This is a genomic window from Hydrogenophilus islandicus, from assembly GCF_054657095.1.
The window spans coordinates 22,420-36,141 of sequence record NZ_BAAHXE010000001.1; the positions used below are offsets into that span (position 1 = coordinate 22,420).

12 protein-coding genes and 1 tRNA gene are annotated in these 13,722 nt (G+C 62.8%); 10 read left to right on the forward strand and 3 right to left on the reverse strand.

All coding sequences use genetic code 11. The features are described 5' to 3' along the window. Positions 1-17 precede the first annotated feature (17 nt). Both ACYQ6T_RS00130 and ACYQ6T_RS00135 read left to right on the forward strand, forming a co-directional pair. Positions 18-93: transfer RNA gene (locus ACYQ6T_RS00130), tRNA-Thr, on the forward strand. Positions 94-98: 5 nt separating this feature from the next. Beyond that, positions 99-1,208 (forward strand): ADP-ribosylglycohydrolase family protein, encoded by a 1,110-nt coding sequence (locus ACYQ6T_RS00135; RefSeq protein WP_459826246.1) that lies wholly within the window; start codon positions 99-101, stop codon positions 1,206-1,208. Positions 1,209-1,291: 83 nt separating this feature from the next. Here ACYQ6T_RS00135 and crcB read toward each other — a convergent pair whose 3' ends face one another. Beyond that, entirely contained in the window at positions 1,292-1,687 is a 396-nt protein-coding gene (crcB, locus tag ACYQ6T_RS00140; protein ID WP_459826248.1) for a fluoride efflux transporter CrcB, read from the reverse strand. A gap of 135 nt (positions 1,688-1,822) precedes the next feature. Between crcB and mnmH the strand changes: the two genes are divergently transcribed. Next, positions 1,823-2,875 carry a tRNA 2-selenouridine(34) synthase MnmH gene (gene mnmH / locus ACYQ6T_RS00145; RefSeq protein WP_459826250.1) on the forward strand — a complete coding sequence of 351 codons (1,053 nt, stop codon included), beginning with the start codon at positions 1,823-1,825 and terminating at the stop codon, positions 2,873-2,875. Between the two features lie 8 nt (positions 2,876-2,883). Here the strand turns inward: mnmH and ACYQ6T_RS00150 are convergent, their stop codons facing one another. After that, entirely contained in the window at positions 2,884-3,369 is a 486-nt protein-coding gene (locus tag ACYQ6T_RS00150; protein ID WP_459826252.1) for a peptidase associated/transthyretin-like domain-containing protein, read from the reverse strand. 43 nt (positions 3,370-3,412) lie between these two features. Then, entirely contained in the window at positions 3,413-4,879 is a 1,467-nt protein-coding gene (locus tag ACYQ6T_RS00155) for an NAD-dependent succinate-semialdehyde dehydrogenase (protein ID WP_459826254.1), read from the reverse strand. Between the two features lie 108 nt (positions 4,880-4,987). Between ACYQ6T_RS00155 and ACYQ6T_RS00160 the strand changes: the two genes are divergently transcribed. From ACYQ6T_RS00160 to minE, 7 genes are read left to right on the forward strand one after another with little or no spacing between them, the layout of a single operon-like run. Then, positions 4,988-7,681 carry a bifunctional acetate--CoA ligase family protein/GNAT family N-acetyltransferase gene (locus ACYQ6T_RS00160; RefSeq protein WP_459826256.1) on the forward strand — a complete coding sequence of 898 codons (2,694 nt, stop codon included), beginning with the start codon at positions 4,988-4,990 and terminating at the stop codon, positions 7,679-7,681. A gap of 12 nt (positions 7,682-7,693) precedes the next feature. After that, positions 7,694-8,554 (forward strand): D-hexose-6-phosphate mutarotase, encoded by an 861-nt coding sequence (locus tag ACYQ6T_RS00165; protein ID WP_459826257.1) that lies wholly within the window; start codon positions 7,694-7,696, stop codon positions 8,552-8,554. A 28-nt stretch (positions 8,555-8,582) separates the two neighbouring features. Beyond that, on the forward strand, positions 8,583-10,931 hold the full coding sequence (locus ACYQ6T_RS00170) for a Tex family protein (RefSeq protein ID WP_459826258.1): 2,349 nt from the start codon (positions 8,583-8,585) through the stop codon (positions 10,929-10,931). Beyond that, on the forward strand, positions 10,928-11,815 hold the full coding sequence (gene hslO / locus ACYQ6T_RS00175) for an Hsp33 family molecular chaperone HslO (RefSeq protein WP_459826260.1): 888 nt from the start codon (positions 10,928-10,930) through the stop codon (positions 11,813-11,815). Before ACYQ6T_RS00170 ends, hslO begins: the two co-directional genes overlap by 4 nt. Positions 11,816-11,824: 9 nt before the next feature. After that, positions 11,825-12,592, forward strand: coding sequence for a septum site-determining protein MinC (gene minC, locus ACYQ6T_RS00180; RefSeq protein WP_459826261.1), 768 nt, complete (start codon positions 11,825-11,827; stop codon positions 12,590-12,592). Between the two features lie 24 nt (positions 12,593-12,616). Next, the gene (gene minD, locus ACYQ6T_RS00185; protein ID WP_459826263.1) at positions 12,617-13,429 is read left to right on the forward strand and encodes a septum site-determining protein MinD; all 813 of its coding nucleotides are present in this window, start codon (positions 12,617-12,619) and stop codon (positions 13,427-13,429) included. Then, on the forward strand, positions 13,429-13,716 hold the full coding sequence (minE, locus tag ACYQ6T_RS00190) for a cell division topological specificity factor MinE (protein ID WP_459826265.1): 288 nt from the start codon (positions 13,429-13,431) through the stop codon (positions 13,714-13,716). Before minD ends, minE begins: the two co-directional genes overlap by 1 nt. The last annotated feature ends 6 nt before the right edge of the window (positions 13,717-13,722 follow it).

Sequence of the window (13,722 nt, forward strand, 5' to 3'; positions counted from 1 at the left end):
TTTGCTGTTTCTCCTTAGCCGGCATAGCTCAGCTGGTAGAGCAACCGCCTTGTAAGCGGTAGGTCGCGGGTTCGAATCCTGCTGCCGGCACCAAAAAGATGAGCGACCAGAATGCACCCGCGGTGATTGACCGCTTCACGGGCTGCCTCCTCGGCGGCGCCGTCGGCGACGCCCTAGGCGCACCTGTGGAGTTCATGAGGCGCAGCGAGATCCTCCGCCGCTTCGGCCCGGAGGGGATCACCCAATATGCACCAGCCTATGGCGGCATCGGGACGATCACCGACGACACGCAGATGACCTTGTTCACGGCCGAAGGGTTGATCCGCGGCTGGGTGCGCGGCTGCTTTAGAGGCATCACAAGCTACACCGGTGTCACGGCGCATGCCTACTTGCGTTGGCTGCAAACCCAGGGCGAACGTCCGACCTGCGACATCGAGTTCGGCGCCGCTGAACCGGGCTGGCTCTTTCAGCAGCGTTCGCTCCACAGCCGTCGCGCACCGGGCAACACCTGCTTGGCGGCCCTGCGGGCGATGAAGCGCCTCGGGGAGCCGGCCCGCAACGACAGCAAAGGTTGCGGCGGCGTCATGCGGGTTGCGCCCGTCGGCCTCTTCGCCTGGCGGCTGGACCAGCCCCCTGAAGGGGCCTTCCGCTTGGGTGCCGAGTTGGCGGCGCTGACCCATGGCCACCCCACCGGAGCACTGACCGCAGGGGTGCTGGCGGTGCTGATCCAGGCGCTCACCGATGGTGCGTCGCTCTCCGAAGCGTTAGCCACCGCCAAACCTCTTCTGCGCGCCGAACCCGGCTTTGAGGAGACCCTACACGCCATCGAGACGGCCGAAGCGTTGGCCGAGTCTCCCCTGCCCCCTGAAGAAGCCATTGCCCGGCTGGGCGAGGGCTGGGTTGCCGAGGAAGCGCTCGCCATCTCGATCTACTGCGCCCCGGTCGCCCGCGACTTCAGGCAGGGCGTGATCCTTGCAGTCAACCACGATGGCGACTCCGACTCGACCGGAGCGATCACCGGCAACCTGCTCGGCACGATCTACGGCGTAAAAGCGATCCCTGCCGAGTGGCTCGAGCCGCTTGAGCTGCGCGAGGTCATCACCGAACTGGCGCAAGACCTTTACTCATTCAAAGATTGGGCAATCGGCGAATACAGCGACAACGCAGAGCTGAACCGGCAGATCTGGCGCAAATATCCGGGATTCTGATTTTGGAAGAATCATATGGGGACAAGACACGCGCTCGGTCGCAGGTTTGAATCCCTCTGCCGGCACCCACGTCATCGTGCTCCTCACCGCTCGAGCAGCCACGCCATCGTCGCCAGGCCAGCAAAAGTCATCGCGAGTGACCCGGCAAGGTGGGTGGTGGCCGAGACGACGAACCAGAAGTAGCGTTCGTGTTGCAGGAGGTGAACGAGCTCTGCCGAAAAGGTGGAGAAGGTGGTGAGCCCTCCGCAGAACCCAGTGATGATGAAGAGCCGCCACTCCGGCGCGAGATGAGGAAGCGCTGCAAGCCACCCCAACGCGAGCCCCACTGCATAGCCCCCCAGGAGATTGGCTGCAAGGGTACCGAGTGGTATCGTCGGCCACAACCAGTTGAGCTTCACCCCCAACCACCAACGCAAAATCGCCCCAAAACCGGCACCGACAAAGACCGCTCCGACGGCCCGCCACGTATCAGATACCATGCTCAACCGAACTCCCGCAAACGGGCGCAACGCTGCGCACCCGAGATGATCTTCTCACCACCGCAAGGGTGAGTTCCGTGTCCATTACCCACTTGTTGCGCGATAATAACATCTCCCCTTTTTCGTTAGGCAGCGATGGAGCGACAGACCTCCCCCACCGTTCTGGTGACCGCGATCGACTCTTTCGACACGGTGATCGACGCCCGAACCCCCGCCGAGTACGCCGAAGACCACATCCCCGGTGCGATCAATTGCCCCGTTCTGACCAATGAGGAGCGGGTGATCGTCGGGACGATCTACAAGCAGCAATCGCCCTTTGAGGCGCGGCGCATTGGCGGCGCGTGGGTCGCGCGCAACATTGCTCACCACATTGAGGCTGCATTTCAGGATAAACCCCGAACTTGGCGGCCGCTCGTCTACTGCTGGCGCGGCGGGCAGCGAAGCGGCGCGTTCGTCACCTGGCTGCGACTGATCGGCTGGGACGCAGCGCAACTGGAAGGGGGCTACAAGGCGTTTCGCCGCCATGTGCTCGCCGAATTGACCCACCTTCCGCAACGCTTCCGTTATTACGTGCTCGCTGGCCCCACCGGCTGCGGCAAGACGCGGCTGTTGCAGCTCCTTGCCCGGCACCACGCGCAGGTGCTCGATCTCGAGGCGCTGGCGCGCCATCGAGGTTCGCTCCTCGGGCGCGCCCCGGACGGGACGCCGCAACCGTCGCAGAAGGCGTTCGAAACAGCACTCTGGGAGCAACTCCGCCGCTTCGACCCGGAGAAACCGGTCTTTACCGAAGCGGAGAACCGCCGCATCGGCACCTGTCATCTGCCTGACCCGTTGTGGGAGAAGTTACAGACTTCGCCGCTCATCTTGCTCGACGCGCCGCTCGACGCTCGTCTCGCATTGGTGCTCGAAGATTACGGCTTTTGGCGCAACGAGCCCGCGACCCTCAAGGCGCAGCTCGACCGCCTGAAGGGGATCGTCCCCAACAGCGTGCTGAACGAATGGCACCAGGCGATCGACCGCGGAGCGTTTTCAGACCTCTACCGCGACCTCATGGCGCGCCACTACGATCCGCTCTACCGTAAAGGGCTCAGGGGCTGGAAGGGGAAAGTTTGTGCCCAATTGACCCTTGAGAAGCTCGATGAGGCAACACTCTTCAAAGTTGTCGAAGAGCTCCTCACCCTCCCCTGATCGCCCCCCTACCAGAGAAAAGTGAGCCGCTGCGGACGTGTCGCCTTCTTGAGCGTGATCTGCCGCTCTTGCGGGGGATACTCGACAAGCGGCGTCCCGGTTGCGACGAGGCGATAGTCGCCGGCGGGAAGCGCTGCGCACCACCACGGGCCGAGATCGTCGCCCCGCCAACGGAGAAGCCCATCCCGGCTGGTTACCGCCAAAGTTGCACCGGCAAGGTAGGGACGGCCGCTTTGCGCCCACTCAATGCAGAGGGTGAACCGGCCGCCCAGACGCTCGAGCGCCGCGCGCTCTTCAGCGCCAATCCCACCGCTACACCAGAAAAAGGGCTCATTGGCGCAGTGGAGCCGCTCCACCGCCTCGCTGATCTCCGCCTCGGAAAGCGCCTCTTCTGTTTCTGCAGGGGCCATTTGCGCCCAACCCTCCCCAGAGAGGGTCAGCGCGAAGAGAAACGCCACAGCACCCCAACGGATCCAGCCACTTTTTTTGACCATCTCTATCCTCCCCAGCCACACGTGTCGCCCGATGCCATTTTGGTCACATCCCGGCCAAGCAGACCGCTTTGACCTCGAGATACTCCTCGACGCCATATTTCGACCCTTCACGGCCAAACCCCGACTGCTTGACGCCGCCGAACGGGAAGACCTCGCTCGAGATGATCCCCGTATTGATCCCCACCATCCCATAGTGGAGCGCTTCGGCAACCCGCCATACTCGCCCGACATCGCGGGCATAGAAATAAGCCGCCAAACCGTATTCGGTGGCGTTCGCGAGCATCACCGCCTCCTCGTCCGTCGTAAAGCGGTAGATCGGCGCCACCGGACCGAAGATCTCTGTCTGAGCAATCGGCATCGCCATCGTCACGTCGGTGAGCACGGTCGGCGCGTAAAAGTTTGGCCCGACGTCGGGAAGTGGCGTTCCGCCACAGACCACCTTTGCCCCCCGAGACACGGCATCGGCAACGAGCGCCTCCACTTTCGCGAGTGCCGCCGCGTCGATGAGCGGCCCCACCGCAACCCCCTCCTGCCATCCTGCTCCGACCCGCATCTTTGCCACTTCCGCAGCAAAACGCTCGACGAACGCGTCGTAGATCCCCTCTTGGACGATCAGGCGGTTGGCACAAACGCACGTCTGCCCACTGTTGCGGTACTTCGACGCCAAGGCTCCTGCCACCGCCGCGTCGAGATCGGCGTCGTCAAAGATGATGAACGGGGCGTTCCCACCGAGTTCAAACGACAAGCGCTTCAGCGTCGGCGCGCATTGCGCCATCAAGAGGCGACCCACCTCGGTCGAACCGGTAAACGAGAGCTTCCTCACCAAGGGGCTCGAAGTAAGCACCTGTCCAATCACCTCGGGGCGGCTACCGGTCACCACGTTGAAGACACCCGGTGGGAAACCGGCAGCCTCCGCCAACGCCGCGAGCGCAAGTGCCGTCAGAGGGGTCTGCTCAGCGGGTTTCACCACCACCGTACACCCCACCGCGAGCGCAGGGGCGACTTTGCGGGTGATCATCGCCGCCGGGAAGTTCCACGGCGTGATCGCGGCACAGACCCCCACAGGCACTTTCCAGGCCATCAGGCGGCGATCGTGCGCGGGTGTGGGGATGATGTCGCCGTAGATCCGCTTCGCCTCCTCGGCAAACCATTCGACAAACGACGCTGCGTAGGCCACCTCCCCGCGCGCCTCAGCAATGGGTTTCCCCCCTTCCAGGGTAATCAACTGCGCAAGGGTCTCGGCGTGCTCGTTGATGAGCGTGTACCAGCGGCGTAGGAGCGCAGAACGGTTCTTCGCAAGCTCTTTCCTCCACGAGCCAAAAGCGGCGTCGGCTGCCCGGATCGCCGCTTCGGTCTCCTCCGCGCCGCAGTCGGCCACCTCGGCAAAAACTTCGCCGGTTGCCGGATTCTTCACCGCATAGCGGCGCGCTGCCCGCTGCCACGCTCCACCCCAATAGGCGTCGGTCCGCCAACAGGGGCTTTGAGGTAACTGTTCCAACCATGATCTCATTGCGGTCTCCCTGGCTCTTGGTAGAATCGTGCGGTCACGCCGCTATTGTACGCCCACAGAAAACGGGCGTTGCGGTACACTCCGCTGCGATCCATTCGGGAGCCGATCGTGCAAGAACACCACTATCTTCAACCTCTGCTCGAACCGCGTTCGGTTGCGGTGATTGGCGCTTCGGAACGTCAAGGGTCGCTCGGCAGGACCGTGATCCGCAATCTCCTCGATGGCGGCTACACCGGCCGCCTCTTCGCGGTCAACCCCAAACACAAAAAGATCTTCGACCTCATCTCCTACCCCACGATCGAAGAGGTCCCCCACCGGATTGAGCTTGCGGTGATCTGTGTCGCAGCCGAGAAGGTGTTGAGCGTCGTCGAGGGGTGTGGACGCGCGGGCGTCAAGATGGTGGTGATCCTCTCGGCTGGGTTTGCCGAATCGGGACCGCGCGGTGAGCGGCTCGAGCGCCAGCTCATCGAAACGGCGCGCCGCTACCACATCCGCATCCTCGGCCCCAACTGTTTGGGGGTGATGCGGCCCCACGTCGGGCTCAACGCCTCGTTTGTCCTCACCCCCCCGCTCAAAGGGTCGATTGGGTTCATCTCCCATTCGGGAGCCCTTTGTTCCGCGGTCCTCGACTGGGCGAAACCGGCCGGAGTTGGCTTCTCCGCAGTCGTTTCACTCGGGGCAAGTGCCGACATCGACTTTGCCGAGGTGCTTGATTTTCTTGCCCAAGACTACCGGACTGAGGCGATTGTCCTCTACATCGAGGGGATCAAGAATGCCCGCCGCTTCATGAGTGCGCTGCGTGCGGCAGCGCGCATCAAACCGGTGCTGGTCCTCAAAGCGGGCCGCCACCCCGAGGTAATGCGCACGATCCACCTCCACGCCGGTCACCAACCGGGAGACGACAAGGTTTTCGATGCCGCGCTGCGTCGTAGCGGCGTGATCCGCCTCTACAACACCACGCAGCTCTATGCCGCGCTCTCTGCCCTCTTCGCCCGCCTGCGCCCAAGAGGCAACAAGCTGGCGATCCTCTCAAATGGCGGCGGCTTGGCGGCGATGGCCGCCGACCGGGCAGCCGACCTCGCGATTCCCCTTGCTGAACTCTCGAGCGACACCGTCGATAAACTCAACGCGCTCCTTCCTGCCAACTGGTCGCACGCCAACCCGGTCGACATTCTGGGCGACGCCGATGCCGACCGCTACGGCGAAGCGTTCCGCACCCTTCTCGCGGCACCAGAGGTCGACGGGATCCTTGTGATCCTTGCCCCGCAGGCGATGACCAATCCCACCGCAGTAGCCGAACGGATCATCGAAATCGAAGCGAAAGGGGATAAGCCCGTCGTCACCTGTTGGATGGGGGATCTGCAGGTCGACGAGGCGCGGCAAAAATTCGTCGCGGCCGGAATTCCCACTTTCCGCGCACCAGAACCGGCGGTCGAGCTCTTCTCCCACGTTTCGTCCTACTACCGCAACCAGAAGCTGCTCGCGCAAACCCCTCCGCCACTCACCAACGCCGAGCCCCCGCGCATCGAGAGCACTGAACTGATCATCGAAGCGGCGCTCACCGAACGGCGGCTGCGCCTCAACGAAATGGAGGCCAAAGCGGTCCTATCGGCCTTTCGCATCCCGATCGCGCAGGCGATGCTCGCCCGGACCGTCACTGAGGCGATTGTGCTCGCCGAAGAGATCGGCTTACCAGTCGCGATGAAGATTCAGGCGAAAAATGTCCTCGACAAAGCCGATAGCGGTGGCGTGCGCCTCAACCTCACGACGATGGCCGCAGTGCGGACCGCGTTTCAAGAGATCATTGCTGAAGTCCGCCGCAACGCCCCGGATGCCGAGATCGAGGGGGTGGTGATCGAACCGATGGTGATCCGCCGCTACGGGCGTGAGGTGATGATTCGGGTGAAACGCGATCCGGTCTTTGGTCCGGTGATCTACTTCGGCGAGGGGGGGAAACGGGCAACCCCCGAAGCGGACATGAGCGTGGCGCTTCCGCCGTTCAACACCTACCTCGCGCACGACCTCATTCGCTCGAGCCGCATCTACCCGATGCTTCAGGAGTGGCGCAATATGCCGGCGGTGGCGCTCGAGCGGCTCGAGTCGGTCCTGTTGCGTGTCTCCGAGATGGTCTGCGAACTGCCGTGGATCGAGTACCTCAGCATCAACCCGCTCATCGTCGACGAGAACGACGCGATTGCGCTCGACGCAAAGATTTCGCTCACCCCCACCAACCCGTCGCAGGATCGCTACGCCCACATGGCGATCCACCCCTACCCCTCGCACCTGGTGCAGCACTGGACCCTCCCCGACGGCACCGACGTCCTGATCCGTCCGATCCGCCCAGAAGATGCCGAACTCGAAGCAGAGTTCGTCCGCAACCTCTCGCCGCAGACGAAATACTTCCGCTTCATGACCACGTTGAACGAGTTGCCCCCTGCGATGCTCGCCCGTCTCACCCAAATCGACTACGACCGTGAAATGGCGTTCATCGCCGTGACCACGCAAGCGGGCAAGGAGGTCGAACTGGGCGTTGCCCGTTACGCTGTCAACCCCGACGGCGAAAGTTGCGAATTCGCGATCGTTGTCGCTGACGAGTGGCAACACCGCGGGCTTGCGCGCAAGTTGATGCAGGTTCTGATCGAAACGGCACGCAACCGCGGCCTCAAAGAGATGCGCGGCGTCTTTCTTGCCAACAACGAGCGGATGCTCCGTTTTGTCGCTAGCCTCGGCTTTACCCTGACCGACGACCCCGAAGACCGCTCGATCAAGCTCGGGGTTTTGCCCCTGCAACCGCACCACTGAGGAATCGAAGCGATGCGTGAGCCATCCATCACTTCTGAGCGTTGGCACGACCTCGACGTCGTTCGTCTGGAAATCAGAGGCGCGCAAGCAGTCGTCAGCCACTGGGGGGCACAGGTCCTCTCATGGGTCCCGCCCGACGGCGTTGAGCGGCTCTACGTCAGCCCGTTGAGCAGAGGTGAGAACGCCACCCCGATTCGCGGCGGTATTCCGGTGATCTTCCCCCAATGGGCAGACCGCGGCCCTCTCACCCGCCACGGTTTCGCCCGCCGTCTGACCTGGCGGATGACGGAACAGAAAGCGGATCGCGACTTCGTCTTCGCCACCTGGCGTCTCACCAGCGACGACCTCCCTACCCGCTACCAACAGGAGATCCCTCCTGGGTGGTGGGCGGAGGTGACGGTGATGCTCTCTCCCGACCGCCTCGATGTCGAACTTGCGGTGGGGAATAACGGAGCAGAGGAGCTCTCATTCACCGGTGGGCTTCACACTTACCTTGCAACGCCCGAGCTCGAGCTCTCCAACCTTTCTGGGCTCTTTGGCCTCACCTACCAGGACGCCGACAACGACTGGCAAAGCGTCACCGAGCGGGCGCCGGAACTGGTCGTTGAGCGGGCGATTAACCGCGTCTATCCCGCACCGCAACGCCCGCTCCTTTGGCGATGTGGCAAAGAGGCCACAGGAATCGACCAGGCGGGTTTTTCCGACCTCGTCGTCTGGAACCCCGGTGCGCACCACCACCTGCCCGACCTTCCCCGCGACGGTTTCCGCCGCTTTCTCTGCGTCGAGGCGGCACAACTCACCACGCCGGTCACCCTGGCGCCGGGCGAAGAGTGGTTCGGCAGACAGTCGCTGGTCGCGCTCCCGTCGTTATAATGACCCCTTTTTGCTGCATCGCCCCGCCATGAGCTCTGCACCCTACTCCTCAATCGAAACGCGGATCGCCGCACTCGTCGGCGCAACGCCCCAGCAGGTGATCGCTGCCGTCCGCCTGCTGGACGAGGGCGCTACCGTCCCTTTTATTGCCCGCTACCGCAAAGAGGTCACCGGCGGTTTGACCGACAGCCAACTGCGCGAGATCGAAACACAGCTGATCGCTCTGCGCGCTTTAGAGGGACGGCGCGAGACGATCCTGAGAAGCCTTGCCGAAAACGGCCATCTCACCCCTGAACTCGAACAAGCCGTCCGGGAAGCGGACAACCGCCAGCGACTCGAAGACCTCTACCTCCCCTACCGCCCGAAGCGCCGCACCAAAGCGACGATCGCGCGCGAAGCGGGTTTGGCGCCGCTTGCGGAGACGCTCGCCCGCCCAGTCGTCGCCCCACCGGAGACGCTCGCGCAGCCCTACGTCAACCCTGAAGCGGGCGTTCCCGACGTGGCCGCTGCCCTTGAAGGGGCGCGCGCGATTCTCAGTGAGCAGCTGAGTGAAGAGGCGGAACTCCTGCAGCGGTTGCGCGATCGCTTCTGGCGCGAAGCGGTGGTTCGCTCGCGCCTCCTCGACGAAAATGCCCCCAACGCCGCGAAGTTTCGCGACTGGTTCGCCTTTGAAGAGCCGATTCGCTCGATTCCGTCGCACCGGGCGCTCGCCCTTTTGCGCGGCCGCAACGAAGGGATTCTGACGCTTACCGTCGACCTTCCCCTCGAAGAGGGCGCCCCTCATCCCTTTCCCGCGCTGATCGCTCGCCACGCAGGGTGGGACCGTATCGACGACCCGGCAACCCCCTGGCGCGAACGGACAGCCACCTGGACCTGGCGGACCAAGCTCCACCCGCACCTCGAGCGTGACGCGCTCACGCAGATGCGCGAAACCGCCGAGCGCGAGGCGATCCGGATCTTTGCCGCCAACCTGCGTGAGCTGCTCCTCGCCCCGCCGGCAGGAAACCAGGTGGTGATGGGTATCGACCCCGGCATTCGCACCGGCATCAAAGTCGCCGTGATCGACACGACCGGCGCGGTCGTTGCTACTGAGACCTGCTACCCCTTCGAACCGAAGCGTCACCTCGAACCGACGATCGCGCGCCTTACCGAACTCATCGACGCGCACCAGGTCACCCTGATCGCGATCGGCAACGGTACCGCGAGTCGCGAGACTGAGCGGCTCGTCGATACCCTTCTTGCCCGCCTGCCGGTTGCGCGTCGCCCCACCAAATTGATCGTTTCAGAGGCCGGCGCATCGATCTACTCCGCAAGCGCCCTGGCTAGCGAAGAGCTTCCCGATCTCGACGTGAGTCTGCGCGGAGCCGTTTCGATCGCCCGCCGGGTGCAGGATCCTCTGGCCGAACTGGTCAAGATCGACCCGAAATCGATCGGCGTTGGGCAGTATCAGCACGACGTCGACCAGACGGAACTGGCACGGATGCTCGACGCGGTGGTTCAAGACTGCGTCAACGCCGTCGGCGTCGACCTCAACACCGCGTCGCCCGCGCTCCTTGCCTACGTTGCTGGTCTTAACCGCACGCTTGCGCGGGAGATCGTCGCCTGGCGCACCCAGCACGGCCCCTTTCGCAGCCGGGCGCAACTTCTGGAGGTGCCTCGCCTGGGTCCCAAAACCTTCGAACAGTGTGCCGGGTTCTTGCGGATCCGGGATGGGGTGGAGCCCCTGGACGCCTCCGCCGTCCACCCGGAGGCCTATCCGTTGGTGGAGAAAATTCTCGCCCGTATTCAGAAAACTGTTCGAGAGGTGATGGGGCGGGACGATTGGCAGCACCTTGTCAATCCCAACGAATTCACCGACGAACGTTTTGGCCTCTTCACCGTTCAGGATCTCCTGGAAGAGCTCGCGAAGCCCGGTCGCGACCCCCGCGGAACTTTCCAAACCGTGCGCTATCGCGAAGGGGTTGAGACCCTGGACGACCTCCACGAAGGGATGTGGCTGGAAGGGGTGGTCACCAATGTGACCCATTTCGGCGCTTTTGTCGACATCGGGGTCCACCAGGACGGTCTCGTCCATGTTTCGGAACTCGCTGACCGATTCGTCAAAGACCCGCTGACAGTAGTCAAACCGGGGCAGATCGTCAAGGTTCGGGTCATCGGGGTCGATAAAACCCGAAACCGCATCGCCCTCTCCCTTAGAGGTGAAGCTGCGGCAACGTCTCCTGCCCAAAAGGAAACGAATCGGCGAACCTCCCCCTCTGAGAAGACGTCTCAGCGTCCGGTCGCGCGATCCCAAAAACCCTCCGTGCCCAGGAGGGACACACCCGCAACGGCGCTTGCGCTCGCACTTGCTCGAGCGAAAGAGAAAAGCACACGATGAACCACTCCGTAGATGGGGTCACCCCCTTTCTCCTTGAGACGGCTGACATTCGCGGCGCCCACGTGCGCTTGAGCAACACGTGGCAATGGGTCGTGCGCGGCCGCCGCTATCCTGCAGCGATCCGCAATGCTCTCGGAGAACTCGCCGCGTTTGCCGCGCTTCTCTCTGCCCGCCTCAAAAATCCGACGCGCATCACCTTACAGGCGCAAGGACGGGGGTTGGTCCCGCTCTGGGTTGTCGATCTCTCTCCCGATCGGGAACTCCGTGCGGTGGCCCAACAACGTGATGAAGCGATTCCGATCGCCGACGACACCCCCTTGCGCACACTCCTCGGGGACGATGCGCAACTGGCGGTGATCCTTGAGCTTCCTGCAACGGCAAAACCCTACGTCAGTCTGGTCCCCTGGGTGGGAGAGACGCTCGCGCATGCGCTCGAAGCCTTTCTCACCCAATCGGAACAGCAACCGACACGTCTCTGGCTCGCTGCGGACGAAGAGGTTGCTGCCGGGCTCTGGCTGCAAAAACTCCCCACCGCAGACGAAAAGGATCCAGATGGATGGTCGCGGGTGACGCTACTGGCGCAAACCGTCTCCCGTGACGAACTCCTGAAACTGGAGAGCGCCTCACTCCTTCGCCGCCTTTTTGCCGAAGAGGATGTGCGTCTCTTCGACCCGATCGCGATCCACCCCTTCGAGCGCCGGGAGCCGGAGCGGATCGAGCGGCTGCTGCGTCTGATTGGCCGCGAAGAGGTCGAGGCGATGCTGGCCGAGAAAGGGTTTGTCGAAATTCGCGATGAACTCTCGGGGCATACCTACCGCTTATACCGTAACGAAGCGCTCGCACCCTTTGCCCATGACCTACCCACTTCACCCCATATCCATTGAGGTGTTGCGATGACTGAACCGCTTGCCGAGTTCACCGTCACCCATTTCTCAGCGGTCTCCGTGCACCTTGCGGCGACAAGCCCTGCGCGGCTCGCCGATGAGCTCCATAAGCGCTTTGCCGGAGCCGACCGTTATTTTACGGGAGAGGTGGCGCTCCTTGATTTTTCCCGGGTACGGGACTGGCCGAGCCATGTCGATTGGGCCGGAATTGCCGCGTTGATGCGCCGCATCGGGTTGCAACCGATCGGGGTTCGAAACGTCCCTGAGCATCACCACACGGCGCTTGCCCGCCACAACCTGGCGCTCCTCGACAAGGTGCCGGCTACCGAATCGCCGACCCTTCCCAACCCTTCGTCTCATCGCGATCACCCCCCCGAAGCATCTCAAACGCCTTCGAGCCAGGTCACGGAGGAACCTCACCAAGGGGCGTCACTCGTCGTCGACCGGCCTGTTCGCTCCGGGCAACAGATCCACCATGCCCACGGGGACGTGATTCTTCTCGCCGGAATCAACCCCGGCGGCGAGGTGATCGCCGCAGGTCATATCGTCTGTTGGGGACCGCTTGCCGGTCGGGCGATTGCCGGCGCGTATGGGTTTGAGCACGCGCGCATCTTCGCCCAGCGTTTTCAACCGGAGTTGATCGCAATCGCCGGAATTTTCCAAACCTTCGAACAGGGTATCCCGAGCGAGGTTGCCGGGAAAGCCGCACAGGTCCGGTTGGCATCCCCGCAACACGGAGGTGAATTGCGGTTACAATTTGAATCCATCGAGTCTTGAGCCATCTTTCACGGAACCCCAATCATGCGTATCGTTGTCGTCACTTCAGGAAAAGGGGGCGTTGGCAAGACCACCACCAGCGCTGCGTTTGCGACCGGTTTGGCATTGCGGGGGTACAAAACCGCCGTGATCGACTTCGACGTCGGGCTACGGAACCTCGACCTCATCATGGGGTGTGAGCGGCGGGTGGTGTACGACTTTGTCAATGTCATCCAGGGGGACGCGAAACTGACCCAGGCGCTGATCAAGGACAAGCGCGTCGATTCGCTCTATATCCTTCCTGCGTCGCAAACCAAGGACAAAGAGGCGCTCACCGAGGAGGGGGTTGAAGCGGTAATGCAGGAGCTCCAACAGATGGGGTTCGATTTCGTCGTCTGCGACTCCCCTGCGGGCATCGAACACGGAGCGCTCATGGCGATGATGTTTGCCGACGAGGCGATCGTGGTCACCAACCCGGAGGTCTCGTCGGTGCGCGACTCCGACCGCATCCTGGGACTTCTGCAATCGAAGACTCGGCGCGTCATTGAAGGACGGGAGCCGATCAAAGAGCATCTCTTGATCACCCGCTACCACCCCAAACGGGTCGAAGAGGGGGAGATGCTCTCGTACAAAGATATCCAGGAGCTGTTGCGGGTTCCCCTCATCGGCGTGATTCCGGAGTCAGAGGCGGTGCTCCACGCTTCCAACCAGGGGGAACCGGTGATTCTCATCAAAGAGGATAAGGCGGCGCAAGCCTACGACGACGTCGTCGCCCGTTTCCTTGGGGAAAACCGGCCACTTCGCTTCACTACCTACGAAAAACCGGGTCTGCTCAAGCGCCTGTTGGGAGGTGCATGATGGCCATGCCCTCATTTCTTGAACGGCTTTTTGGGCGCAAAGAGCCGTCAACCGCACAGATCGCCAAAGAGCGACTGACGATGGTTTTGATCGCCGAACGGCGCGAGGGGCGAGCAAATACCCCGGAAGAGAGCGAACGGCTGCGGCAGATGCAAGAAGAGATCCTGGCGGTGGTCTCGAAATATTACCCCGTCGACCAAGACGCGATCTCTGTCCATATCGAACGGAAAGAGAATGTCGAGATGCTCGAATTGAATATCGCGCTCAACGACAAAACTTCTCCCTAAAGCTGG

What these genes read in the sequence shown, in the direction of transcription:
- minD (WP_459826263.1), top strand. Translation starts at nt 12,617, where the DNA reads ATGCGTATCGTTGTCGTCACTTCAGGAAAAGGGGGCGTTGGCAAGACC.
- ACYQ6T_RS00150 (WP_459826252.1), bottom strand. Translation starts at nt 3,369, where the DNA reads ATGGTCAAAAAAAGTGGCTGGATCCGTTGGGGTGCTGTGGCGTTTCTC.
- mnmH (WP_459826250.1), top strand. Translation starts at nt 1,823, where the DNA reads ATGGAGCGACAGACCTCCCCCACCGTTCTGGTGACCGCGATCGACTCT.
- ACYQ6T_RS00170 (WP_459826258.1), top strand. Translation starts at nt 8,583, where the DNA reads ATGAGCTCTGCACCCTACTCCTCAATCGAAACGCGGATCGCCGCACTC.
- hslO (WP_459826260.1), top strand. Translation starts at nt 10,928, where the DNA reads ATGAACCACTCCGTAGATGGGGTCACCCCCTTTCTCCTTGAGACGGCT.
- crcB (WP_459826248.1), bottom strand. Translation starts at nt 1,687, where the DNA reads ATGGTATCTGATACGTGGCGGGCCGTCGGAGCGGTCTTTGTCGGTGCC.
- ACYQ6T_RS00135 (WP_459826246.1), top strand. Translation starts at nt 99, where the DNA reads ATGAGCGACCAGAATGCACCCGCGGTGATTGACCGCTTCACGGGCTGC.
- minE (WP_459826265.1), top strand. Translation starts at nt 13,429, where the DNA reads ATGGCCATGCCCTCATTTCTTGAACGGCTTTTTGGGCGCAAAGAGCCG.
- ACYQ6T_RS00165 (WP_459826257.1), top strand. Translation starts at nt 7,694, where the DNA reads ATGCGTGAGCCATCCATCACTTCTGAGCGTTGGCACGACCTCGACGTC.
- ACYQ6T_RS00155 (WP_459826254.1), bottom strand. Translation starts at nt 4,879, where the DNA reads ATGAGATCATGGTTGGAACAGTTACCTCAAAGCCCCTGTTGGCGGACC.
- minC (WP_459826261.1), top strand. Translation starts at nt 11,825, where the DNA reads ATGACTGAACCGCTTGCCGAGTTCACCGTCACCCATTTCTCAGCGGTC.